26 protein-coding genes are annotated in these 22903 nt (G+C 64.3%); 5 read left to right on the top strand and 21 right to left on the bottom strand.

All coding sequences use genetic code 11. From position 1 onward, the window contains the following. Nucleotides 1-2 precede the first annotated feature (2 nt). From IVA92_RS24880 to IVA92_RS24900, 5 genes are all read right to left on the bottom strand, one after another. The gene (locus IVA92_RS24880; protein WP_247277711.1) at nt 3-758 is read right to left on the bottom strand and encodes an ABC transporter ATP-binding protein; all 756 of its coding nucleotides are present in this window, start codon (nt 756-758) and stop codon (nt 3-5) included. Between the two features lie 2 nt (nt 759-760). Beyond that, complete coding sequence (locus IVA92_RS24885; protein WP_247277712.1) at nt 761-985, bottom strand: hypothetical protein; 225 nt, start codon at nt 983-985, stop codon at nt 761-763. A gap of 43 nt (nt 986-1028) precedes the next feature. Next, nucleotides 1029-1529, bottom strand: coding sequence for a hypothetical protein (locus IVA92_RS24890; protein ID WP_247277713.1), 501 nt, complete (start codon nt 1527-1529; stop codon nt 1029-1031). Further along, nucleotides 1526-2137, bottom strand: a complete 612-nt coding sequence (locus IVA92_RS24895) for a permease (RefSeq protein ID WP_247277714.1) — start codon at nt 2135-2137, stop codon at nt 1526-1528. The genes IVA92_RS24890 and IVA92_RS24895 overlap by 4 nt, the downstream gene beginning before the upstream one ends. A 236-nt stretch (nt 2138-2373) precedes the next feature. Further along, nucleotides 2374-2970: a superoxide dismutase gene (locus tag IVA92_RS24900; protein WP_247277715.1), complete on the bottom strand. Its 597-nt coding sequence runs from the start codon at nt 2968-2970 to the stop codon at nt 2374-2376. A 239-nt stretch (nt 2971-3209) separates the two neighbouring features. Between IVA92_RS24900 and IVA92_RS24905 the strand changes: the two genes are divergently transcribed. The 3 genes from IVA92_RS24905 (at nt 3210) to IVA92_RS24915 (ending at nt 5749) form a co-directional block, all read left to right on the top strand. Continuing rightward, nucleotides 3210-3737 carry a GNAT family N-acetyltransferase gene (locus tag IVA92_RS24905; protein WP_247277716.1) on the top strand — a complete coding sequence of 176 codons (528 nt, stop codon included), beginning with the start codon at nt 3210-3212 and terminating at the stop codon, nt 3735-3737. 81 nt (nt 3738-3818) lie between these two features. Continuing rightward, nucleotides 3819-5204, top strand: coding sequence for an MATE family efflux transporter (locus tag IVA92_RS24910; protein ID WP_247277717.1), 1386 nt, complete (start codon nt 3819-3821; stop codon nt 5202-5204). 110 nt (nt 5205-5314) lie between these two features. Continuing rightward, on the top strand, nt 5315-5749 hold the full coding sequence (locus IVA92_RS24915; RefSeq protein ID WP_247277718.1) for a DUF2147 domain-containing protein: 435 nt from the start codon (nt 5315-5317) through the stop codon (nt 5747-5749). 4 nt (nt 5750-5753) lie between these two features. Here IVA92_RS24915 and IVA92_RS24920 read toward each other — a convergent pair whose 3' ends face one another. The 12 genes from IVA92_RS24920 to IVA92_RS24975 form a co-directional block, all read right to left on the bottom strand. Then, complete coding sequence (locus IVA92_RS24920; RefSeq protein ID WP_247277719.1) at nt 5754-6899, bottom strand: DUF3095 domain-containing protein; 1146 nt, start codon at nt 6897-6899, stop codon at nt 5754-5756. Between the two features lie 375 nt (nt 6900-7274). Continuing rightward, nucleotides 7275-7484 carry a hypothetical protein gene (locus IVA92_RS24925; RefSeq protein WP_247277720.1) on the bottom strand — a complete coding sequence of 70 codons (210 nt, stop codon included), beginning with the start codon at nt 7482-7484 and terminating at the stop codon, nt 7275-7277. A 125-nt stretch (nt 7485-7609) separates the two neighbouring features. Continuing rightward, nucleotides 7610-8332 carry an SDR family NAD(P)-dependent oxidoreductase gene (locus IVA92_RS24930; RefSeq protein WP_247277721.1) on the bottom strand — a complete coding sequence of 241 codons (723 nt, stop codon included), beginning with the start codon at nt 8330-8332 and terminating at the stop codon, nt 7610-7612. After that, the gene (locus IVA92_RS24935) at nt 8325-9707 is read right to left on the bottom strand and encodes a fatty acid--CoA ligase family protein (RefSeq protein WP_247277722.1); all 1383 of its coding nucleotides are present in this window, start codon (nt 9705-9707) and stop codon (nt 8325-8327) included. The genes IVA92_RS24930 and IVA92_RS24935 overlap by 8 nt, the downstream gene beginning before the upstream one ends. Then, nucleotides 9694-9939 carry an acyl carrier protein gene (locus IVA92_RS24940; protein ID WP_247277723.1) on the bottom strand — a complete coding sequence of 82 codons (246 nt, stop codon included), beginning with the start codon at nt 9937-9939 and terminating at the stop codon, nt 9694-9696. The genes IVA92_RS24935 and IVA92_RS24940 overlap by 14 nt, the downstream gene beginning before the upstream one ends. A 146-nt stretch (nt 9940-10085) precedes the next feature. Then, nucleotides 10086-11900, bottom strand: a complete 1815-nt coding sequence (locus tag IVA92_RS24945; RefSeq protein ID WP_247277724.1) for a long-chain-acyl-CoA synthetase — start codon at nt 11898-11900, stop codon at nt 10086-10088. Between the two features lie 236 nt (nt 11901-12136). Then, nucleotides 12137-12406, bottom strand: a complete 270-nt coding sequence (locus IVA92_RS24950) for a DUF3551 domain-containing protein (protein ID WP_247277725.1) — start codon at nt 12404-12406, stop codon at nt 12137-12139. Between the two features lie 26 nt (nt 12407-12432). Beyond that, nucleotides 12433-12711 (bottom strand): DUF3551 domain-containing protein, encoded by a 279-nt coding sequence (locus tag IVA92_RS24955; protein WP_247277726.1) that lies wholly within the window; start codon nt 12709-12711, stop codon nt 12433-12435. 117 nt (nt 12712-12828) lie between these two features. After that, complete coding sequence (gene htpG / locus IVA92_RS24960; protein WP_247277727.1) at nt 12829-14706, bottom strand: molecular chaperone HtpG; 1878 nt, start codon at nt 14704-14706, stop codon at nt 12829-12831. 114 nt (nt 14707-14820) lie between these two features. Then, entirely contained in the window at nt 14821-15255 is a 435-nt protein-coding gene (locus tag IVA92_RS24965) for a hypothetical protein (protein WP_247277728.1), read from the bottom strand. A gap of 265 nt (nt 15256-15520) precedes the next feature. Further along, the gene (locus tag IVA92_RS24970) at nt 15521-16120 is read right to left on the bottom strand and encodes a nuclear transport factor 2 family protein (RefSeq protein WP_247277729.1); all 600 of its coding nucleotides are present in this window, start codon (nt 16118-16120) and stop codon (nt 15521-15523) included. 136 nt (nt 16121-16256) lie between these two features. Continuing rightward, the gene (locus IVA92_RS24975; protein WP_247277730.1) at nt 16257-17063 is read right to left on the bottom strand and encodes a response regulator; all 807 of its coding nucleotides are present in this window, start codon (nt 17061-17063) and stop codon (nt 16257-16259) included. A 229-nt stretch (nt 17064-17292) separates the two neighbouring features. On the opposite strand from IVA92_RS24975, the gene IVA92_RS24980 reads away from it, so the two are divergent. Further along, nucleotides 17293-17526, top strand: a complete 234-nt coding sequence (locus IVA92_RS24980) for a NepR family anti-sigma factor (protein ID WP_247277731.1) — start codon at nt 17293-17295, stop codon at nt 17524-17526. Continuing rightward, nucleotides 17526-18074: a sigma-70 family RNA polymerase sigma factor gene (locus tag IVA92_RS24985; protein WP_008543571.1), complete on the top strand. Its 549-nt coding sequence runs from the start codon at nt 17526-17528 to the stop codon at nt 18072-18074. The genes IVA92_RS24980 and IVA92_RS24985 overlap by 1 nt, the downstream gene beginning before the upstream one ends. A 90-nt stretch (nt 18075-18164) precedes the next feature. Here the strand turns inward: IVA92_RS24985 and IVA92_RS24990 are convergent, their stop codons facing one another. The 4 genes from IVA92_RS24990 to IVA92_RS25005 all read right to left on the bottom strand — a co-directional run bounded on the left by IVA92_RS24990 (nt 18165) and on the right by IVA92_RS25005 (nt 22871). After that, nucleotides 18165-18863 carry a nitroreductase gene (locus IVA92_RS24990; protein ID WP_247277732.1) on the bottom strand — a complete coding sequence of 233 codons (699 nt, stop codon included), beginning with the start codon at nt 18861-18863 and terminating at the stop codon, nt 18165-18167. A 137-nt stretch (nt 18864-19000) separates the two neighbouring features. Beyond that, nucleotides 19001-20245: an acyl-CoA dehydrogenase gene (locus IVA92_RS24995; RefSeq protein WP_247277733.1), complete on the bottom strand. Its 1245-nt coding sequence runs from the start codon at nt 20243-20245 to the stop codon at nt 19001-19003. Between the two features lie 133 nt (nt 20246-20378). After that, entirely contained in the window at nt 20379-21626 is a 1248-nt protein-coding gene (locus IVA92_RS25000; RefSeq protein WP_247277734.1) for an acyl-CoA dehydrogenase, read from the bottom strand. A gap of 117 nt (nt 21627-21743) precedes the next feature. Further along, nucleotides 21744-22871, bottom strand: a complete 1128-nt coding sequence (locus IVA92_RS25005; RefSeq protein WP_247277735.1) for an acyl-CoA dehydrogenase family protein — start codon at nt 22869-22871, stop codon at nt 21744-21746. Between the last annotated feature and the right edge of the window lie 32 nt (nt 22872-22903).

Raw genomic sequence — 22903 nt, forward strand, 5'->3', positions numbered from 1 at the left:
AATCACGCCGCCTGCGACCGCCCGTCGTCGCCGGCGCAGGCCGCCGCGCTGTCGTCGAAAGCCTCGCACATCCGCATCGCAACCATCAGGTTTTCCGGCGTCAGCACCTCGGCCGTCGGTCCCCAGGCCACGGGGCCGCGCGCCAGCACCAGTGTCTCGCTGAAATGGGTACGCACCATCTCCATATCGTGCAGCGCGGCCAGCACGGTGCGGCCCTCGGTGTGCCAATTCTTCACCAGCGCGAGCAGATCGGCCGTGGTCTTGCTGTCGATGGCGTTGAAGGGCTCGTCGAGCACGATCAGACTCGCGTCCTGAAGCAGCACCCGGGCGAACAGCACGCGTTGCATCTGGCCGCCGGAGAGCGTGCCGATCGGACGGTTCTCGAAACCGTTGAGGCCAACGGCGGCAATTGCGCGCAGGATTTTGTCCCGCGCAGCCTTGCCGATGCCGCCGAACAGGCCGGTCCCGCGCCACAGCCCGGTGCCGACGAAATCGAACACCGAGATCGGAAAGCTGCGGTCGATCTCGGCGCTCTGCGGCAGGTAGGCGATGTCCCTGCTGTCGAGGCCGCCGAGGTGGATGCTGCCGTCGAGCGGCTTGAGGATGCCGACGATGCCGCGCAGCAGCGTCGACTTGCCGGCGCCGTTCGGGCCGATCACTGCGACCAGCGCGCCGGATGCGACCTCGCCATTGAGATGGTGCACGGCCGGATGCCGGTCATAGCCGAGCGTGACGTTGTGGAAGTGCAGTGCCGCCATGGTCACCTCATCGCCAGAAAGACCATGCCCCAGAGCACCGCGCAGACAGCGAGCGCGGCCGCGAGGCGGCCGGCCATGGTCATGCGCAGGATCGACCAGGGGGCCGCCTGGGCCGGATGCGGCGAAGCGGGATCATGGACATGGGCATGGGTGTGGTCATGCCCCTGCGAATGCACGTGGTCGTGGGAGTGGTCGTGATGACGGGCGTGAGACACGGCGGGAACCATGCGAGGACGTTATATTATAACATTGCGTCTGTCCACGCCGGGCTCAAGGCTTGCCGATCAGCATGGCGATGGCGGCCGCCACGAACGGGAACGGCACCGATACGGCGCAGCGGAACCAGACGAAACGAGCCGGCATGAATGGGATCTCCCACAGGATCACCCGCTGGAACGCGAACAGGGCCCAGGCGACGACATAGGCAACCACCTGGGGCACCCCGCCGCCCGACTTCAGCGCCACCGTGCCGATGGAGAAGCCGATGACAGGTCCGCCCGGCGTGGCGGCACCGGCGACCACGGCGGACGCGACCCCGAGCCATCCGCTGTCCGGCCCGAGCCACCCGGTGATCACCTGCTGCGGGATGATGGCGGCGATGTAGCCGGAGCCGATCACCCCCAGCGCGATCCGCGGCACGATGTTGATGAAGTCCAGCGAGCCTTCGCGCAGCGAAGCGCTGAACACGGCAGGGCCGCGGCCGAAGGCGATCAGGCCGACGCCGAACACCGAACTCCACAACAAGATGTCGATCAGAAGCGCGGCGCTCACGTCTCGTCATCCTTCGTCATCGGCTTCGGATAGAGCCGGACATAGACGAAGCGGCCGAGCGCGCCGGCGAGCACCGGCAGCGGCAGCGAGATCACGATCCGCCACAGCGTGAAATCGGTGCCCATGATCGGGATTTCCCATGCCACCGCCCGACCGTAGCCGATCAGGGTCCAGCTCACGACCATGGCGATGGTGGCTCCGAAATCGGCGCCGACCGCGAGCAGCGCGCTCGCGACCGGATAGGCGGTGAAGGGACCGCCCGGCAGGATCGCGCCGAAGGCGGTGCCGATCAGAAGCCCCATCAGGCCGGATTTCGGCCCGAGCGAGCGCGAGACCTTTTCGTGCGGCAGGATCTCCGAGATGAACGCACCGAGCAGACAGCCGGCCAGCACGCGCGGCAGGATGCCGCCGAACAGCGAAAGGTCGTGGGTGAGAATGTCGAGAACACCGCCCGTGCCGTCACGCCGCCAGACCAGAGCGGCGCTCACCGCCACCAGGACCGCGATGATGATGGTCGACCAGCCGATCGGCTTGCGCACACGCCCAGGCCGCGGCTCGGAGTCCGCGTCCTCGGCAGACGCCGGGTCTTTCGGGGAAGGTTCTGACAAACGGGCTTGGGTCGGATCGAGGGGATGCCCGTCCTGATTAAGCGCGCCGGCGATGTGATGCAAACGGTGTGATGACACACCCATGCGCGCACCGCGCAAGGCAATTCCGCATAGCAAAAAGGCGGCCGCAGACGACCGCCTTGTCTGTCATTCCGGGACGCACGAAGTGCGAACCCGGAATCTCGAGATTCCGGGTCTGGTGCTGGCGCACCATCCCGGAATGACGAGATGAGACCTCACGCCTTCTCGAACAGGGACTCGACGTATTCCCAGTTCACGAGGTTCTCGACGAACGCCTTGAGATAGTCCGGACGGCGGTTCCGATAGTCGATGTAGTAGGAGTGCTCCCAGACGTCGCAGCCGAGGATCGGGGTGGCGCCGTGCACCAGCGGATTCTCGCCGTTCGGGGTCTTGGAGATCTCAAGCTTGCCGTTCTTGACCTGGAGCCAGCACCAGCCGGAGCCAAACTGGCCGACGCCGGCCGCCTGGAAGTCGGTCTTGAACTTCTCGAAGCCGCCGAGGTCCTCGTTGATCTTCTTCTCGAGCTTGCCCGGCAGCTTGGTGCCGCCGCCATTGGGCTTCATCCAGCTCCAGAAATGAATGTGATTGTAGTGCTGGCCGGCATTGTTGAACACCGCGGGGTTCTTGCCGAACGAGCCCTTGACGATCTCTTCAAGGGATTGGCCTTCCCATTCGGTCCCCTTGAGCGCGTTGTTGCCGTTGGTGACGTAGGCCTGATGATGCTTGTCGTGATGATATTCCAGCGTCTCCTTCGACATGTACTGGCCGAGGGCGTCATAGGCGTAAGGGAGGGGGGGCAGCGTAAAGGTCATGGCTTCTTGTCCGCAACTGGTGGGAACGAGTTCTAACGGTCACCCCTTATAGAAGGTTCCGTGGCCGTTAAATACCGCCAATTTGCGAAAATGCGTGAGGCGGACGCTTGGCACGATTGCATAAATCGTCGCAGCACGCGGGCATTCGCGCGGCTGGGTGCCCTGGTACAAAATAACATTGCCTTTGAGGCGCTTATCCCAGAACGAATGCATCAACCGACGTTGCGAAAGAGAAAGTCATGAGCATCGAAATCGACATCCTGAACGGCGACGCCTCGTGGCCGATCGCAGAGCCGCTGCACCAGGCGGTCTGGGGCCCGCACATGGTCGCGGATAAGCCCTGGGCTCATGTCAAATGGGCCAATGCCGATCTCCGCGTGCTGATCGAAACGCCCGAGGATGGTCTCGTCTGCCATGTCGGCGTCTACTTCCGAACCGTCACCTGGAACGGGCAGAAGGTCCATGTCGGCGGCATCGGCGGCGTCTGCACCCGCGAGGACCGGCGCGGCCGCGGCTACGCGACCATGGCGATGGACGCGGCGGTGCACACCATGCGCGCCAACGAGGCGGTGCGCTTCGCGCTGCTGTTCTGCGAGCCGCACAATTTCGCGTTCTACGAGGCGCGCAGATGGCAGCCCTTCAAGGGCGAGGTCTATTGCGAACAGCCGGAGGGCCGAATCCGCTTCGACTACATGGCACCCTACGTCTTCGACATCGTCCGCGCGCCGACGCTGGGCACCATCGACCTATGCGGCCTGCCGTGGTGAGCCCTGCGTGAGCAAGGGCTGCGCCGGCCGCCTCACGCCCTATAATATGTCAACCATCATTTAACGTCCCGCCCGGTGAACATGACGATCGACGCCTCTGCAGACGCCGTCCCGCCGATTGCGCCGGTCGCCTCCCCCATCGCCAGCCTGCTGACGGCGCCGATCCTGCCGACATTGCTGCGGCTCACGATTCCCAACATGATCGCGATGGTCGGCAGCACGCTGGTTGCGATCGCCGAGACCTCCTATATCGGCCGGCTCGGCACCATCCCGCTCGCCGCGATCGCGCTGGTGTTTCCGTTCGCAATGCTGACGCAGATGATGAGCGCGGGCGCGATGGGTGGTGGCGTCTCCTCCGCGATCAGCCGCGCGCTCGGGGCGGGAGATCGCGACCGCGCCGCGACGCTCGCGCTGCATGCGGCCATCATAGGCCTCTGCGGCGGGCTGTTCTTCACGGTGATGATGCTCGTGTTCGGCCGCTCGTTCTTTGCGCTGCTCGGCGGCCGCGAGCGCGTGCTCGAGGAGGCCAGCGGCTATTCGCAGGTGCTGTTCTCCGGCGCCGTCGCGATCTGGCTCGTCAACACGCTGGCCTCGGCAATCCGCGGCACCGGCGATATGCGTCTGCCTTCGATGACGCTGATCGGGGCGAGCGTGCTCCAGGTCGCGCTCGGCGGCACCCTCGGCCTCGGCCTGTTCGGCGTGAAGCAGTTCGGCATGCCGGGCGTAGCGAGCGGCCAGCTGATCGCGTTCAGCTGCGCCGCGGTCTTTTTGCTCTGGTATCTCTTGTCCGGCCGCAGCCGATTGCAGCTCGACGTCCGCGCCTTCCATTTCGAGCGGGCGATGTTCCTGGACATTCTCAAGGTGGGCGCGGTGGCTTGCCTGTCGCCCCTCCAGACCGTGCTCACCATTCTGATCTTCACAAAAATCCTCGCGACCTTCGGCACCGAGATGCTGGCCGGCTACGGCATCGGGTCGCGGCTGGAATTCCTGCTGATCCCGATCACCTTCGCCTTCGGCATCGCATCGGTGCCGATGGTCGGCATGGCAATCGGCGCCGGACATTTGAAGCGCGCGCGGCGCGTGGCCTGGACCGCGGCGACCGCCTCCGGGCTCACGGTCGGCCTGATCGGCCTCGTGATCGCGCTCGATCCGTCGCTATGGGTCGCGCTCTTCACACGGGATCCCGGCGTAACCGCCGCTGCCTACAGCTATTTCTACTGGGCAGGTCCGGCTTTCGTGTTCTTCGGCATGGGCGTATCGTTGTATTTCTCCTCACAAGGCGCGGCGCGCGTCGGCGGGCCCGTGCTCGCCTCCACGGCGCGGCTCCTGATCGTCGCGGTCGGCGGCGTCAGCCTCATGATGGTGCAGGCGCCGGCCTGGACCTTGTTCGCTCTGGTCGGCGGCGCCATGGTCGTGTTCGGGCTGTCGACCGCCGCCTCGGTCGCCTTCGTGCGCTGGGGCAAATGAGCGCAGGCGAATAGGCGCACGCAATAAGCGCGGGAATGTGATTCTATCCAGCGTTGCACTATCCTGCCGGCCTGCTATGGGAGGCGCCTTCATTTTCGGGGGCACTCTCCATGTTCAGCAGATTCGCGCTTCCCTTCGTCGTCCTGGCTGCACTGCTTGGCGCAGCGAGCGCCCATGCGCAGAGCGCCGATGGCACTTGGCTCACCCAGGCAGGCGATGCGCGCGTGAAGATCAGCAGATGCGGCGGTGGCATCTGCGGCCACATCGTCTGGCTGCGCGAACCCTATGACACCGCGACCGGCCAGCCCGCGACCGACAGCAAGAATCCCAATCCCGCGCTCGCGAAGCGTCCGATGATCGGCCTGCCATTGTTCAGCGACATGCAGCCGTCAGCTCCGAACAAATGGTCGGGCCAGATCTACAATGCCGACGACGGCAGCACCTATGCGAGCAGCGTCACGGTGACGGGCGCGGATTCGTTGCGGGTCGAAGGCTGCGTCGGCGCACTCTGCGGCGGCGAGACCTGGACGCGCGCGGGACGCTAGCGGTTCACGCCACCATCGCCTTCAACGCCGTGGCAGCCGAGGCATAGCCGCCCCGCGCGCCGTCGATGAAATGGACGTGATCACTGCGCAGCGCCGAGGGCGTGAAGCAGGTCATCATCGCCGCGTCCTGCTGGTAGAGGCCGTAGCGCACGATGCCATCGCGCGCGGCCGCAGCGAGACGATCGCTCAGCGCGCGTTCGAGCTCGGCCGTACAGTCGAGGATCATGCGCAGTCCGTCGTCATATTTCCTGAAGTCCGAGTTCTCGACCACCTGACGCTTGTAGACGTTTGGCACGAAGCCGCCGACCTTGATGTCGAAGCGCATGATCAGATAGGCGAACAACGTGTAGGCCAGGACGGTGGCGCGGCGCACGAGCAGAGGGCCGCGGCGCTTGGTGCGGGCTTCATAATCCAGCCCCTGCGGCGGCCATTTCAGCGGCGGCCCCTGCGCCGGCACTGGACGGCCGGCATCCGGACTGCGCTCGGCGAGATGGATGACGTCCTCGATCACCTTGCGGAAAGCCAGCGGGTCAGCGCCGCGCGCCGGCATCACCAGCACCGAGAGAATCAATCCGCGTGACGCAGGCATTACCTCGAAGCGGCAGGACAGGCCGGAGAGATCGGGCTGCGTACCGTTTGGCGCTTCAGCCACCGCGAACTCGCCGCGCTTCATCGCGGCGTCCGCCCAGGCCAGGCCGCCGCCGGAGAACATCGCATAGGACAGGTTCGCCGACGGACCGAAGCGTGCGACGCGTACGTCAAGGCCCTGCGCACGGATGGCGCTGACCGGCACCAGGGCGACGCGCATCTTCAGATCGAGGTCCTCCCGTACCCAGGTCGCGGTTGCCGCCAGCGCGTCGCGGGCAAGTTCAAGATCGTGAGGCGCGACCGCAAAGCTCGCTCCGTCGCCGCCGAACACGAAAGGGAATTCGCGCCCCTCCAACGCGTTCGTCACCGCCGCGATCACGGCGGCGCCGGCCATGTTCACCGCTTTGTAGCGCTGCGCCGCGATCGCCTTGGTGGAATCGACGATGTCCGCAACGCCGATGCTCCAATTGTTCGGCAGCGGCGAATACAGCACCGGATCCATCAGGCTGGTGAAACCGCGGAAGACCGGAATGCCGCCGTAAAAGGATTCGCCTGATGTCATCGGGGGATGCCGGATGGTTGGGATGGCACGTTGAAAAACAGATACGCGGCAGGACCGATCAGGGTTCGCCGGCCGGTCTCGCCGCGACGTCCCGATCATTGGCCAAATGGAGCTGAACAACAAGCTCGCACCGCGATGCAATGTCGCACTTTGATCGACATCAACGGCGCATCGCAAATGGTGTTTACTCTTGATTTATCGAAAATGATTGCCGCGGAATCATCGAAGCGTCCGCCTTCGGCCACGAGGACGCGACCTCACCCGTACGCCGGCATACGGGCCTCGACGCAATCGCCGGTGAAGATGCCGGAAAGGCCGACCGCCGCCGTCGCCGATTGATTTGCCGAAGACCTTGATGGCACCGGACGTGAGCGGCTAGTGCAGCTTCTCGTCCTGACGCTTGCGCAAGACATCGAGAGAGGCGTCATGACAGCCGATCAGACGCACGAATTGCTGCGGATACATCTCATGGCCGTTGCCACCGAAATTCTGATGCGTCATCGGCGGACAACGGCCGTCATCGGACGTCGCGCGGGATTGCTCCGTCTGGCCCTGATTTGAAGGGGTCATGTCAGGCATGGTCATGACTGCTCCCTGTCGGTTAGGGCAGACGGATTGACGTAACCCAGCCGGTTGCGAGGCATCTTACGACCACATCCGGTGAATTGAAATTGGGCCGGATCAACTCTATGGCGGCGGCGGAGTTCCGCTTATGCCGTATTCCCCGCGTCGATCGTGAACACGGTGCCAGTGACGTTGCGCCCGCCCTCGCCGAGCAGATATTCCACCATGCGCGCGACGTCCTCGGTCTCGGGCAGGCGGCGCAGCGCGCTGCGGCCGGCGATGCGCTTGCGTCCCTCGTCGGAGAGATTGTGCGTCAGCTCGGTCTCGATGAAACCCGGCGCGATCGCGTTCACGGTGATGCCGAGCTTGCCGACCTCGCGCGCCAGCGAGCGGGTGAAGCCGGTGGCAGCGGCCTTGGTGGCGCCATAGACCGAGAGGCCGTTATAGCCGGTGGTGGCGATGATAGATGAGATGTTGATGATGCGGCCGGCGCCATCGGCCATCATCTGCCGCGCCACGTATTTGGTGAGGATAATCGGCGACAGCACGTTGAGCTGCACCAGCGCCGCGATCTCGGAATTGTGCATGGTCGCGAGCAGGCCTTCGGTGCCGAGGCCGGCATTGTTGACGAGGCCGTAGATCGGGCCGAATTCGTCGCGGACGAGCTTTGCGAACGCCGGGATCGCATCGATCACGGCGAGATCGCAGGCGCGGAAATGCAGGCGTCCTTCGGACCCGGCGATCCCGGCCTTGAGCTCCTCGCTCTCGCGCCGTGCGGCCGCAATCACGTTGAAGCCGGCGCCGGCGAGGCGCCTTGCAATCGCAAGGCCGATGCCGCGGCTGCCGCCGGTGACTAGAACGTTATGCATCGGTGCGCGCCAGTTTGCCGGCCGGAGTGACATCGAGCGCCTCGACGAAGCGGATGACCGCCGGCACCTTGTGTGAGGCGAGTTGCGCGCGGCACTGATCCAGAATCTGGTCGCGGATCTCTTTCGTGCGCGCAGGATCGCAGCCGTCGGCGAGAATCACGTCGGCGACAACGATGCCGCCGGTGATCGGACTGCGGCGGGATTTGGCCCGTGACATCCGCACGTCGGGATGGCGGTTGATCACCGCCTCGATCTCCTCGGGGTGAACCTTCAGCCCGCCGATATTGATGATGCCGCCGCGGCGGCCGATGAAATAATAGCGATCGCCGCGCAACTCGACGATGTCGCCGCTGTCGACAAACCCATCCGCGTCGGTGAGCGCGGCAGCGTCGCGGCCAATGTAAGCATGTGCGGTGCGCGTCGAGCGAATGCGCAGCGAGCCGTCGACCACCTTCATCTCGACACCATTGCGGTTGCCGAGATAGTTGGCGGGAAAGCCCTCAAGCCCGTCATTGACAGCAAAGCCGACGCCGGCCTCGGTCGAGGCATAGGCATGACCGACCGAGGCATTGGGAAATGCCGCCTTCAGGCCGTCCAGCACCGCCTGATCGGCGATCTCGCCGGAGAGACGGACGTAGGCCGGCGCGAACTGTGCCGCCGAGCCGCTCATCAGGAGCTTGCGCCAGTGCGAGGGCGTGCCGGAAATATGCGATACGCCGCGCGCGTTCAGCCGCACGACGTGATCGGCCAACGCCTCATGCGGATCCGACAGCACCATGGAGCCGCCGGAGAGGATGGCGCGGAGGAAGATTTGCAGGCCGCCATAGCGGCGGATGTCGTAAAACGTCGCCCATACCGGCGCGGGCCCGCGCGGCGGACCTTCGGCGACGATCGCGCCGGTGAGAGCTTCCAGCGTGTGGCCGACGATCTTTGGCACGCCCGAGGTGCCCGAGGTGAGCATCAGCCATTCCGTGGCACGTTCGGTCTTCGCCGGCGCGGCCGCTTCGAGCGGCAATTGCGCCGTGACGATGAGCGCGACACCGGTGTTGGTCCAGCCATCGTCGTCGTCGGTGACGACAGCATCGATCCCGGCATCCGCGATCAACGTGTCGAGATACGCCGGCTTGAGATCGGGTGGGCATAACAGCATGCGACGGGCAATGCCGTCGAGCTCGATCATGGCAAGGCCGGACCGGAGCTGGTCGGATAGCTTGAGGAGCACGCAGCGGCCGGACAATTCGCGCAGACAGCCACCCAGGACCGTGTGCGACAGGATGTCCGTCAGCGACACAACATGGTGCGCGTCCGAGAGCGTGCGGCCCTTCAGCTCCGCGCCGAGATGGTCGCGAAGCGCAAAGATCTCACGCGGGGACATTTTCGTAGGCCCGCACGAAATCGCCGACGGTCGCGGGGAACGATGCGTCCTCGGAAATGGTGAAGGGGTCGACGCCGGTCTCGTCTTCGAGGCGCGCAACCAAGATCGCGAAGGCGAGCGAGTCGAAGCCCGTCTCGTGCAGGGACAGATCGTCCGAGAGTGCGGGAAGCGTGACGTGCTGCTCCTTGGCGATCTGCTGGATCGCTTCAATGACCTTAGACCTTACCGACATGGCTGGCTCGCTTGTTGTTATCGATTGTTCGCGTTGCGGCGGCTCTTGCTGACCGCCTCCCCATGACCGCCTGTGTACCCGACAGAAGTAAATGGCTTCTTGGACAATTCAGATAAAATTGGACCTATCTGCGCATTTTCGCAGCGTTACAGCCTGATCGTGCCGTCCACGATTTGCGCATGGGCCTCGGCGTCGAGCGCGACATAGGCGCCGGATTTCGGGTCCAGCATGAACAGCGGATCTGCTATCGCGTCCGGATCGAAGCCTTCGCGCGCGAGGTCGCCCTTCTTCTGCTTGAAGGTCTCGGTCGCGTCGATCTCGCAGCAGATACGGATGAAAACGGGGCAGGCATAGGCCGGCAGGCGCTGTCCCAGATGCGCGGGCAGCGCGGCGATGTCAAAGCCCTCGTTCACGACAAGCGCGCTCATGCCGGCGCGACCGTCAGTGCCGGGGATGCTGACACCGTAGGTGGTAGCATCAATCACGCCGGTGAAATCGCGCACGGCATCGTTCACCTCCGACGCCGCGACGTTCTCGCCCTTCCAGCGGAAGGTGTCGCCGATGCGGTCGACGAAGTGGAAGAAGCCCTTGTCGTCGAGCCGCATCAGGTCGCCGGTGCGGAACCAGGCATCGCCCCGGGCAAAGACGTCGCGCAGGATCTTCTTCTCGGTCTCGCCCGCGTCGGTATAGCCCTCGAAACGGCCGCCGCCCTGGTCCGCGGTACCGATGCGGCCGATCGCTTCACCGGCCTCACCGCGGGCGCAGGCGATGCAAAAGCCTTCTTCGTTGCGTAACGGCGCGCCGCTGTCGGAGTCGAGCTTGATGAGGCTCGCGGGAAAGCGGTGCGCGAGCAGCGGTGGAATGCGGCCGATCGCGCCGGGCTGCCCCTCGACGTTGAACAGCGAGAAATTGCCTTCGGTCGCCGCATAGAATTCGAGGATGCGGGGAATGGAAAAGCGCGCCTGAAAGTCTTCCCAGATGTCGCCACGCAGGCCGTTGCCACAGACGAGCCGCAGACGATGCGCGTTCTCATATTCCGACGGCGGCGCCTTGAGCAGATAGCGGCAGAGCTCGCCGATGAACTGGAACAGCGTGCAGTCATGCCGGACGATGTCGGACCAGAAATGCGAAGCCGAAAACTTTTCCGCAATCACCACCGACCCGCCGGCAGCCAGCATGCTGCAGGGCGCGACAATGCCGCCGACCGAGTGGAACAGCGGCAGGCAATCGTAGAGCCGGTCCTGCGGCGTCGCCCCGGTGAGGCCGGCGAACCAAAAGCCCCAGTTGAGGATGCGGCGGTGGCTGATGCTGGCGGCCTTCGGGAGGCCGGTGGTGCCCGAGGTATAGATCAGCAGCGCGCGGTCATCGATGGCGACGTTGCCATATTCGTCCGGCGAGAGCGCTCCATCGTCGAGCGCGGCCAGCGCCACGTCGATCGCGCGTTCGCCGCGGGCATCGCCATGGGTCCAGACTTTTGCTTCGGTCTTCAGATACGGCGCGGCGCTGTCCAGCATCCCCGTCAGCTTATGCGCAACGATGACATGCGACGGCTTTGCGACATCGATGCAATGCGCGAGCGATTGCCCAACGAGTTTGGTGTTGATCAACGCGGCCACGCCGCCGACACGGCTGATGCCGAGCCAGGCCGCGACATAGTCGATGCCGTTCGGCATGATCAGAGCAACGGTGTCGTCCTTGGCAATCCCAGCCGAGCGCGCCCAGCGCGCATAGCGGTTGATCCTCTTCGACAGGCCTTCGTAGTCGAGAGTGGCCTCGTCCATGACCAGCGCTGCGCGATCGGGCTGGCGTCGCGCCCAATCGTCGACGACGTCAGCGAACAGACGGCCCGGCAAAGTCTCGATCCGCGCGGTGAGCTCGATCGCCTTCAGCCAGATTTTCGAAGCCGAGGGCGCGCGCGCGACTTTCGGTTGCTCAATGACACTGGTGGTCATGCCGTTCATTCTCTCAGGCCGTGTGTGCTGATCCAGCAGCTTAGACCTGCGAGCCTGCCCAGATGTTAAGAGACAGGGTAAACCCGGTTAGTACGGGATTAACGCTGGTGACCCTTGGTCAAGCCGGAGGGATCGGCGGCATGCCGATGGCCGAGACGATCGCTGGCGCAGGTGGTGGAGTTGCCGGGGTTCAGGAAGGGGTAGCGGTAAGCCCCAGGCGAGGCGGAGCGGCAATCCGCCCGGCCTTAACCGTTTAGCCTGTAACGCGGGCGCGAGGCCGGGGCGTTGACGGGATAGTACGGATTAAGGTCGCAGGTCGCGGCGCGGCCCGACGCCGTGGCGCGGCACTGCGGTACCGAGATGAACGAACAGTCGTACCACTCCCCGCCCCCGCCGTTCGCGCCGGAATAGACGTGCATGCAGATGGGATAGCGGGGGTCGAAAGTCTGCGCATGCAGCGGCGCGGCCGCCAGCATGGCACCGAAAGTCATGATCAGGCCGAGTGAGTGGCGCATGAAGACAGTCCTCAGAAGTCGCAGCGCTAGTGCACCTTCTTGTGGCGGCGGCGCGGCGGCGGCGGTTCATCGAAGGCGTAATAGGGATTGACGTCGCAGCTGGCCGAGCGGCCCGACGCCGTGGCGCGGCATTGCGGCAGCGAGGTGAACGAGCAGTCGAAATAGTCACCGCCGCCACCGGTGAAGCCGCCGGGCGTATAGACGTGCATGCACACCGGGTATCGCGGATCATAGGTCTGGGCGCTGGCATCTGACGCGCCCAGCACCGTGAAGACCGCGATGAGCATCAAGATTGACAGACGCATGGCGAAACCTCGAATTGGTCAGGCGCCGGCGCGGATGCCAGCCGCCTCATATGGCATAACACCACGCAAGAGGCGACTGTTCCCAGGGACAGATGACGGCAAGGTGAGTGGAGCAAACTAGCCGCCGAGCCCCTGCAGCACGAGGCGGTTGAGCCTCGCCGCAAACGCCGCCGGATCTTCCGGCAATTCGCCATCCAGGATCTGCGCCTGTTCGAGCAGGAGGAGACTGAGATCATCGACCACCTTCGAGCCCGCCTGCGCCTTGGTGATCGCGCCCACCATCGGATGGCGCAGATTGATCTCGAGGATCGGCTTGGTCTTCATGCCGCGATTCTGCTGCGCCAGGATGCGCTCCAGTTCGCGACTCGGACCCCGGCTGTCGGCGACGAGACACGAGGCCGAGCTGGTGAGCCGCGTCGAGGCCTTGACGTCGCTGACGCGCTCCCCGAGGGCGGCCTTGATCACCGCGATAGTGGCGGCTTCATCCGCCTCAGGCTCATCCTTTTTCGCCTCGTCCTTGTCGTCGACGCGCGGGATCAGGTCGAGGTTGAGATCGCCCTGGCTCAGCGATTTCAGCGGCTTGCCCTCGAATTCCGAGGGCATCGAGGTCCAGAAGGCATCGACGGGATCGGACAGCAGCAGCACCTCGATGCCGCGCGCGGTCGCGGCCTCAAGCCGCGGATTGGACTTCAACCGCTCGATGCTGTCGCCGACGAGATAGTAGATCTCGGTCTGGTTCGACTTGAAATCGGCGATCACCTGCTTCAGCGACCGCTTCTCACCCGACGTCGTGGTAAAGCGCGACAGCGCCAGCAGCTTTTCACGACGTTCGAAATCCTCGTAGATGCCTTCCTTCAGCACGGCGCCAAAGGCATCCCAGATCTTGGCGAAATTCTCCGGATCCTTCTCGGCGAGGCTTTCGAGCTCGGACACGACGCGAGTCGCCACGGCTTTGCGAATCTGCGCGAGCTGCGGATTGTTCTGGAGCATCTCGCGGGAGATGTTGAGCGGGAGATCCTCGCTGTCGACGACGCCGCGGATGAAGCGGAGATAGCCCGGCAACAGATCGGCATCATCGGTGATGAAGACGCGGCGGACGTAAAGCTTGACGCGGCCCTTGCGGTTCGGCTCGAACAGGTCGAACGGTTTCGTCGACGGCGCGAACAGCAGCACGGCGTAGGAATAACGGCCTTCGGCGCGGTAATGCAGCGTCACCGCGGGATCATCGAAGGCGGAGGCGATCTGCTGATAGGCCTTCTTGTAGTCGTCTGCGGTCAGCTCGGATTTCGAGCGCTGCCACAGCGCGCTTGCCGAATTGATCTGGCGCGGCTCGCCCTCACCAGGCACGAGCTCGATGGGAAACAGGATGTTGTCGGAATAGGCACCGACGATGCGCTCGATCTCGTAGGTCTCGAGGTATTTTTTCGCGTCTTCCTTCAGGTGCAGGACGATCTCGGTGCCGCGCGCCACGCGTGCCGCGTCCTCGTCACTGGCACGGGCGATCTCGAACCCGGAGCCGCCGGAGGACGTCCAGCTCCAGACGTCACTCTCACCGGCACGGCGGCTGATCACGACGATCTTCTCGGCGACCATGAAGGCGGAATAGAAGCCGACACCGAACTGACCGATCAGGCCAAGGCCGTCCTTGGCTTCCTTCAGCTTCGACACGAACGCCTTGGTGCCGGAGCGGGCGATGGTGCCGAGATGATCGATCAGCTCCTGTCGCTCCATGCCGATGCCATTGTCCGCCACCGTGAGCGTTCCGGCTGTCTTGTTCGGGATGATGCGGATCTTGAGCGCCTCGCCGTCACCCAGCAGCGCCGGATTTGCGATCGCCTCGTAGCGCAGCTTGTCGCAGGCATCGGAGGCATTGGAAATGAGTTCGCGGAGGAAGATATCGGTTTCCGAATAAACGGAGTGCACCATGAGGTGCAGCAGTTCGGAAACTTCGGCCTGGAAAGGCTGCGTATGCACAGCCGTATCTGACGTCGTCATGCGCTTACCCGGTCAAATCAAAGGGAGGAACCCGGATATAGCGCGACGACACGGCGGATCAAGAGGATGTGATGGGGCGCGGCAGAGCCTGCCTTGACTGGACGAATGCCCAGATCAGGTCACGCAGCGGCCGGGCTGGAGCAGCTTGGCGATCTCGGTCAGAGAGCTGACCATCGGCTCGCAGGCGATCGTCGGCTTGCTGCGGGCCTTCTGCAGGGTCTGATTCTGGTTTTGGAGCAGCACCGGCGGCTTCGCATTGCCGGTCTCGATCACCGCCGGCACCCGCAGCAGCACCGACGTATCGGCAAGGTCATTCAGTCGCATCGACACGGTTCGGGTCGGAACCGGTGCCGGTTTGATCTCGCCAAGGCGGTCGGCCTTGCCGGTTCGGTTGACGTTGTGGCTTGGCGCGTAGTTGGTGCTGTGACTGGGAATATCGGCGACCGCCTGCCAACGGTCGGCCAGATCGTGGCCGGAGGCCAATTGCACCGCGCCCAGCGTCGCGGCAATTGCGACGGCGCCTAAAAATGCCTTTTGAGTCTGTGACATGGCTGTCGATCCCTCGCCCCATGGCGATCGCGGGAACAACGCTGACCAAGGATCAGGGGTTCTCGGGCGTCACGATCACTTAACCGTGTGCGAAAAAGTCGCCGGCCGCGCAAAATATTTTGCAAGGCGTGGAACGACTTTCGCGGGCAGGAGTCGTCTCAGCAGCCGGCTATTCCCCCCTGCCCCATAAGCCGGCGACGTAGGGCGCGACTGTGGTGATGCCAGTCGCGCCTTACTTTTGTCTGGGGCTCACTTTTGCTTCGCGTTATTTGGCCATCCCCGCCAGCCAGTCCCGCCCTTCACCATAGAGCTTCTCGACTTCAGGCCCGGTGAGGCCCGGCATGTCGCGCTTGACCTTGTAGCCGATCAGCTCCTGCATGTAGGCGAGGTGGCGATAGCCTTCGGGAAGCGCGGCGAGCGCTTTCTGGTCGAGCTGAAGCGGCGCGGCGGGATCGACCGGATCGATCCGGTCCTTCTCGTAGATCGGCTGGCGGCGGACAATCCCCCATTCGCCCTGCCGCTTCTCCAGGAAATCGTAGAAGCGTCCGGTGCAGACGACGTCGCAGAGCACGTCGTGCACCAGGGCACGCTGCGAGATCGTCATCTTGGTTTGGGCGATGGCCCGGTCGCCCTCGAGGTCGATGCTGGTGCCGCCGAGGAAATGCAGGATGCGCACGCCCTTGGCGAACCCCTCCTGGCTGACGCGCATGAAATCCCGCGCCGGCCCCTGAAACCAGGTGGCGGACATCCAGCCTTCATCATGCCAGACGGTGGCAAAGCGCTCCCAGTCGCCGGCGTCGCGCCACACCGCCCAGTTCTCGACGAGGTCGCGGATGGCGAGGCGATCGAGGAGTTGCTGGTCCATGTGCACGCTTCCGAGGGAAGTCCGATGCACGAGGTATGAGCGGCCAATTCGACGCCCGTCAAGCCGTGGCATGCAAACACTGAGAATCCGGCGTGCCTTTGCAGCACGCCGGATCAATCTTGCGCGGGAGCCTCTATCAGGCCGCCGGCGCCTTTGGCGTGCGGTTGCGCGAATTGCGCTGGAAGAACAGCGCCTGGCTCGCCACCGCAGACACCATCGCCGGCTGGAACGGTTTTGAGATCAGGAACGCGGGCTCGGGGCGCTCGCCTGTGAGGAATCGCTCGGGGTACGCGGTAATGAACACCACCGGCACCTCGAAGGTGCGGAGCAGCTCGTTGACGGCGTCCAGGCCGGACGAACCGTCGGCGAGCTGGATGTCGGCGAGGATCAGGCCGGGCCGCTTGTTCTTGGCCAGCGCCACCGCATCGGCATGGGTGCGCGCGACGCCGACGACGTTGTGGCCGAGATTCTTCACCAGGCTCTCGAGGTCCATGGCAATGAAGGTCTCGTCCTCGATGATCAGCACGTCGGTGGCGATCTCGGCCGCCATCTCGCGTCCAGCAGCGTCCGCAAGCCGCCGCGTCTCGCTCACGTCGGTGCCGAGGATGAAGGCGACTTCCTCTTCCGAAAAGCCCTCGAGCGAGAGCAGCAGGAAGGCCTGCCGTGGCAGGGGTGTGATGTTCGACAGCCGCCGCTCCGGCGGCATCGGCAGTGTCGTCACCTCGGCATCATCGTTGACGGAGACCGAATTCCAGATCTGGGTGAACAGCCGGAACAGGCCGGCGCGCGGCCCATGGCTTTCGTCGAGCACCGACGGATCGCCAAGCATGGCTTCCAACATGGCCGCGACATAGGCGTCACCGGAGGCCTGGCTGCCCGTCAGGGCGCGTGCATACCGGCGCAACAGCGGCAAGTGTTCAGCAACGAGCTGTGAACGGGACATCCCCACTCCATTCATCTTCGGGCCAGCCTTGAGGTCACCCTTAGGTCAGGCGTTACGCGGGGGGCCCGGGTTCCCCTGCTCGGCTGTTTACGCCTCAGCTTCAGAAAAGTTCCGCATTGCGCGGAACTTTTTCTCGCAGCTCGCATTGTGCCTATCCAGGGAACGGCTCCCGGTTGAGAAAATTTCTCGATTTTACAGTCACTTAACTCGGGGAAACGTGGAACAGGTCATGAAAGATCTCAAGTCTCAAGCCAGCAAAAGCACGACCCCCGGCAAGGGAGGGCTCACTCCGGAGATCCAATCCCGGATCGGGCATCAGCTGCGCGCCATGTACGACGATGTGGTGCGGCAGGGGGTTCCGGATCGGTTCGCTGAACTGATCAAGAAGCTTGATGCACAAGGAGCGACTTCCCAAGTGGAAAATGAGGGCGGATCCAACGACAACAGCAATGGGAGGGATTAATGCCTCTCACCGACTCCCTGCGTAACGACATCCTGGCGGCCGTGCCGAGTCTGCGCGCGTTCGCGATCTCGCTCAGCGGCAATGCGGACCGCGCTGACGATTTGGTGCAGGAGACACTGCTTCGCGCGCTCGCCAACATCGATTCGTTCCAGCCTGGCTCCAACCTGCCGGCGTGGTTGTTCACGATCCTGCGCAACCTGTTCCGCTCCGACTATCGCAAGCGGCGGCGGGAGGTCGAGGACGCCGAAGGCAACTACGCCAAGACGCTGAAGACGCAACCGTCACAAAATGCGCATCTCGAGTTCGAGGAGTTTCGTACGGCGCTCGACAAGCTTCCACAGGACCAACGTGAAGCGCTGATCCTGGTCGGCGCCTCCGGCTTCTCCTACGAGGATGCGGCCTCGATCTGCGGCTGTGCCGTCGGCACCATCAAGAGCCGCGTCAACCGCGCCCGCTCGAAGCTCGCCGCGCTGCTCTATGTCGAGGGCGCCGAGGACTTTGGGCCCGACGAGACCGTGCGGGCCGTGATCGGCGGCAGCGGCGGCTGACGGCGGCGTCAACTGGGTGAGACAGACAAAGGCGGCCGCTTCCGCGGCCGCCTTTGTGCGTCGCCGATGGTGCCAAGCTCGCAGCGCCGATCACTCGTCCACGAAGATCACGCTATCGGCCACACTCGCCCGCGAGGTGCGGTAGCTGTTGACCTTGTGCGCGTGGTCGGCATAGCCGAACGAGATGCCGCAGACGATCCGGCGATCGTCGGGCAGGCTGAAGTGGCGGCGGATCAGACCGGAATGGCGTGCCAGCGCCGCCTGCGGAATGGTGCCGAGCCCAAGCGCCTGCGCGGCCAGCATGAAGTTGGAGACATAGGCGCCGCAATCGATCGCGCCATAGATGCCGAGCGGCTCGTTGGTGTGAATGATCGCGACATGCGGCGCGCCGAAGAAATTGTAGTTCTCCAGTGCCTGCCTGGCATAGGCCGCCTTGTCGCCGCGGGCGATGCCGAGCGTGTTGTAGAGCTGAAAGCCGCTTTCGCGCCGGCGTTCGAGATAGACCCCGACATATTCGCGCGGCGGGGTGAAATCGTAATCGTCGCCAAGACCGCCGGAGGCTTCCGTGTAGATCGCCTGGCGAAAGCGCTCCTTGGCCGCGCCGCTGGCGATGACAACCTGCCAGGGCTGGCTGTTGCACCAGGACGCCGTGCGCTGCGCCGTCTTCAGCACGTGTTCGATCGTGGCGCGGTCGACTTCCTTGGGGAGGAAAGCGCGAACGGAGTAGCGCTCGTTGAGCAGCTCTTCAAGCACGCCGATGCGGTCGGTTTGTTTCACTTGTGCGTCCATGGATCAGCTCGCGTTGTCCTCGTAGGGTGGCAAAGGCGCGATAGCGCCCTGCCCACCGGCAAACTTACCCCTGAGCATCTGCATAGGGTGGGCACGCTTCGCTTGGCCCATCCTACGAGATACCGCGAGGCGTGAGATCACCGTCCCTTGGTCGGGATCTTGTTGTACGGCACATCCTTGTCGACGCGGATGTCGCCCGGCAGACCTAGCACCCGCTCGGCGATGATGTTGCGCAAAATCTCGTCGGTGCCGCCGGCGATGCGCATCGAGGGCGAGGACAGCAGCATTTGCTGGAACTGGCCCTGCACCGTCTCCTCGTCGCTGCCTGTCAGAACACCGGCTGCGCCCTGGAGGTCCATGGCGTAGGTCGCGATGTCCTGGAGCATCATGCCCGAGACCAGCTTGCCGATCGAATTCTCCGGGCCCGGTCGCTCGCCCTTCGACAGCGCCGAGATCGCGCGGTAGCTGGTGTATTTCAGCCCGCTCGCCTTCACGGCCCAACTGGCGAGCTTCGAACGCACGGCGGGATCGTCGATCGCAAGCCCGTCCTCCAGCATCAGATTCGAGCAGAACTCGAATATCTCAGGCACGCCGGTTGCGAGCCGCGCACCGATCGACATGCGCTCGTTCATCAGCGTGGTCAGCGATACGCTCCAACCCTCGCCGACAGCGCCGAGGCGCTGGCTGTCGGGGATCACGACGTCGGTGAAATAGACCTCGTTGAACTCCTGCATGCCGTTGGCCTGCTTGATCGGGCGCACCTCGACGCCCGGGCTCTTCATGTCCAGGACGAACATGGTGAGGCCCTTGTGCTTCGGCACATTCGGATCGGTGCGCGTAATCAAGAGGCCGTAGTCGGAATAATGCGCGCCCGAGGTCCAGATCTTCTGGCCATTGACGACCCAGCTATCGCCCTTCTTCTCGGCACGGGTGCGGAGGCCCGCAACGTCGGAGCCGGCCGACGGCTCCGAGAAAAGCTGGCACCAGATCTCCTCGCCAGAGGCGAGCTTCGGCAAGTATCGGCGCTTGGCATCTTCGCTGCCGAAGGCCATCACAGTCGGGCCGCACATACCTTCACCGATCTGGAACGGTTGCGTCAGCTTGCCGTAGACGCCCTCTTCCTGTTGCCAGATGACGCGTTCGATCGGCGTCGCGCCGCGGCCGCCATATTCCTTCGGCCAGTGCAGGCAGGCCCAGCCACCTTCGGCCTTCTTCTTCTGCCAGGCCTTGCCGACATCGACGATGTCTTGCTTGGCGAGGCGGATTCGGCCGAGCGAAGATTTTGATAACTCGGCATGGAGTTCCTTCGGCGCGTTGGCCTCGACCCATTTGCGCGCGGTCTCGCGGAATGCGGCCTCTTGCGGGGTGTCGTCGAAATTCATCTTCGAACTCTCCTCTCCCTGCCCCGGACGCTGCGCAGCGCAAAGCGGTGCGCTCTCGAGCCGGGGCCCATTGTAGCTCGGGGTCCCGGCGCGGCGGAGCGGCACTTCGTACCGCACCGCCTCCGGGACATGATTAACCTCTTCCCTTTGTCGGGATCTTGTTGAACGGCACGTCCTTGTCGACACGGATGTCGCCCGGCAGGCCCAGCACCCGCTCGGCGATGATGTTGCGCATGATCTCGTCGGTGCCGCCTTCGACGCGCGTACCCGGTGCACGCAGCAGCATCGCCTGGAAGCGGCCCGCGACTTCGGCATCCTCTGGACCGCTGACGACACCAGCCGCACCTTGCAAGTCCAGCGCGTAGGTCGCGACGTCCTGGATCATCGAGCCTGCCACCAGCTTGCCGATGGAATTCTCCGGCCCCGGCCGCTCGCCCTTCGAGAGCGCCGAGATCGCGCGCATGCTGGTGTAGCGCAGGCCGCTCGCCTTCACCGCCCAGTTCGCCAGCTTCGCGCGCACGGCGCGATCATCGATCGCAGGACCGTCGTCGAGCATCAGGCTGGAGCAATATTCGAACAGCTCCGGAAAGCCGGTCGAGACGCCTGCGCCGATCGACATGCGCTCGTTCATCAGCGTGGTCAGCGAGACATTCCAGCCGTCACCGACCTCGCCGAGGCGCTGGTGGTCGGGGATGCGGACATTCGTGAAATAGACCTCGTTGAAATCGGACGCGCCGCTCGCCTGCTTGATCGGCCTGACCTCGACGCCCGGGCTCTTCATGTCCAGGAAGAACATGGTGAGGCCCTTGTGCTTAGGCACGGTCGGATCGGTGCGGGTCAAGAGGATGCCGTAGTCGGAATAATGCGCGCCTGATGTCCAGATCTTCTGGCCGTTGATGACCCATTCATCGCCGTCCTTCTCCGCGCGAGTACGAAGCCCCGCGACGTCCGAGCCGCCGGCCGGCTCGGAGAAGAGCTGGCACCAGACCTTCTCGCCGGAAGCGAGCGGCGGCAGATAGGTGCGCTTATGTTCCTCGCGCGCAAATGCCATCATGGTCGGCCCGCACATGCCGTGGCCGATGATGAACATGTGGGAGAGCTTTCCGAACGGGCCCTCCTCCTGCTGCCAGATCACGCGCTCGATGGGCGATGAGCCGCGGCCGCCGTACTCCTTCGGCCAGTGCAGGCAGGCCCAGCCGGCATCGGCCTTCTTCTTTTGCCAGGCCTTTGCGACCTCGAGAATGTTCGCGTTCCTGAGCTGGGTGCGGCCGAGCGAGGACTTGCGCAGCTCTTCTTCGTATTGCTTGGGCGCGTTCGCATCAATCCATGCGCGGGCGGTGGCGCGGAATGCGGCCTCTTGCGGGGTGTCGTCGAAGTTCATGGCTCTTTCTCTCTGTCATTCCGGGGTGCGCGTAGCGCGAACCCGGAATCTCGATGTTATTCACTCATCTCCAGATTTCGGGTTCGCCGCTTTGCGGCGCCCGGAATGACGACAACGTTACGCCGCGTTCTTCTTCCGCATGCGGTCGATCAACTGGTCTTCCCAATAGGTGAGGCTGCCGAGCCCGAGCGCCATGGCGTTGGCGCGGCGGTAGTACATGTGGCAGTCGAACTCCCAGGTGAAACCCATGCCGCCGTGAACCTGGATGTTGTTCTTGGCGCAGTGCTGGAACGCCTGCGTCGCGCTGATGCGCGCGGCGGCGGCGGCTTCCGGCAATTCGGCTGCGCTGGTCGAGAGCGCCCAGGCACCGTAATAGCTGTTGGAGCGTGCCAGCGTCGCCGAGACATACATGTCGGCGAGCATGTGCTTTACGGCCTGGAACGAGCCGATCTGCCGGCCGAAGGCGATGCGGTCGAGCGCGTAGTCGCGGCCCATTTCCAGGGCGCGGTCGGCGCCGCCTACTTGCTCGAACGCGCACAGCACCGCGGCGCGGTCGAGCACCTGGGTGAGGATGCTCCAACCCTCACCGATGCCCCCCAGCGGCTCGGCCTTACAGTCCTTGAAGGTGATCTCGGCCTGCCCACGGGTCGGATCGAGGTTGGTGAGGCTTTTCACCTCGGCGCCGCCGGCCCTGAGATCGACCAGGAACAGCGAGATGTCATTCTCACGTCCGCTCGATCCTGTGCGCGCGGCGACCACCGCGAAATTGGCGATGGCGCCGTCGGCGACCGGCTTCTTGACTCCGTTGAGCGCGCCATTCGAAGCGGCCAGCTTGACATTCTTCGGCGACGGATTGCCCTTGCCTTCGAACAGCGCCAGCGTGCCGATCGCCTCGCCCGAGGCAATAGCGGGCAACCACTTTTTCTTCTGCGCGTCACTGCCGGCGATCAGCAGCGCTTCGGCGGCGAGGTAAACAGTTGAGGAGAACGGCACCGGCGCGTTCGCGCGTCCCATTTCCTCCGCGATCACGCAGAGCTCGAGATGGCCGGCGCCCGCACCGCCGAACTCTTCCGGGATCGCGACGCCGAGAAACCCCATTTCGGCAAGGCCCTTCCACAACTCCTTGTCATAGGACGCCTTGCCGTCGAGGACGACGCGTACGGCCTTGGGCGAGCACTTTTCGGTGAGGAATTTGCGCGCTTGGTCGCGGAGCTGCTTCTGGTCGTCGGAGAAATCGAAGTTCATGGCGGGCTACCTTTTTATTCGTCGTACTCATT

It is taken from the genome of Bradyrhizobium sp. 154, from assembly GCF_023073875.1.
Taxonomy (GTDB): Bacteria; Pseudomonadota; Alphaproteobacteria; order Rhizobiales; family Xanthobacteraceae; genus Bradyrhizobium.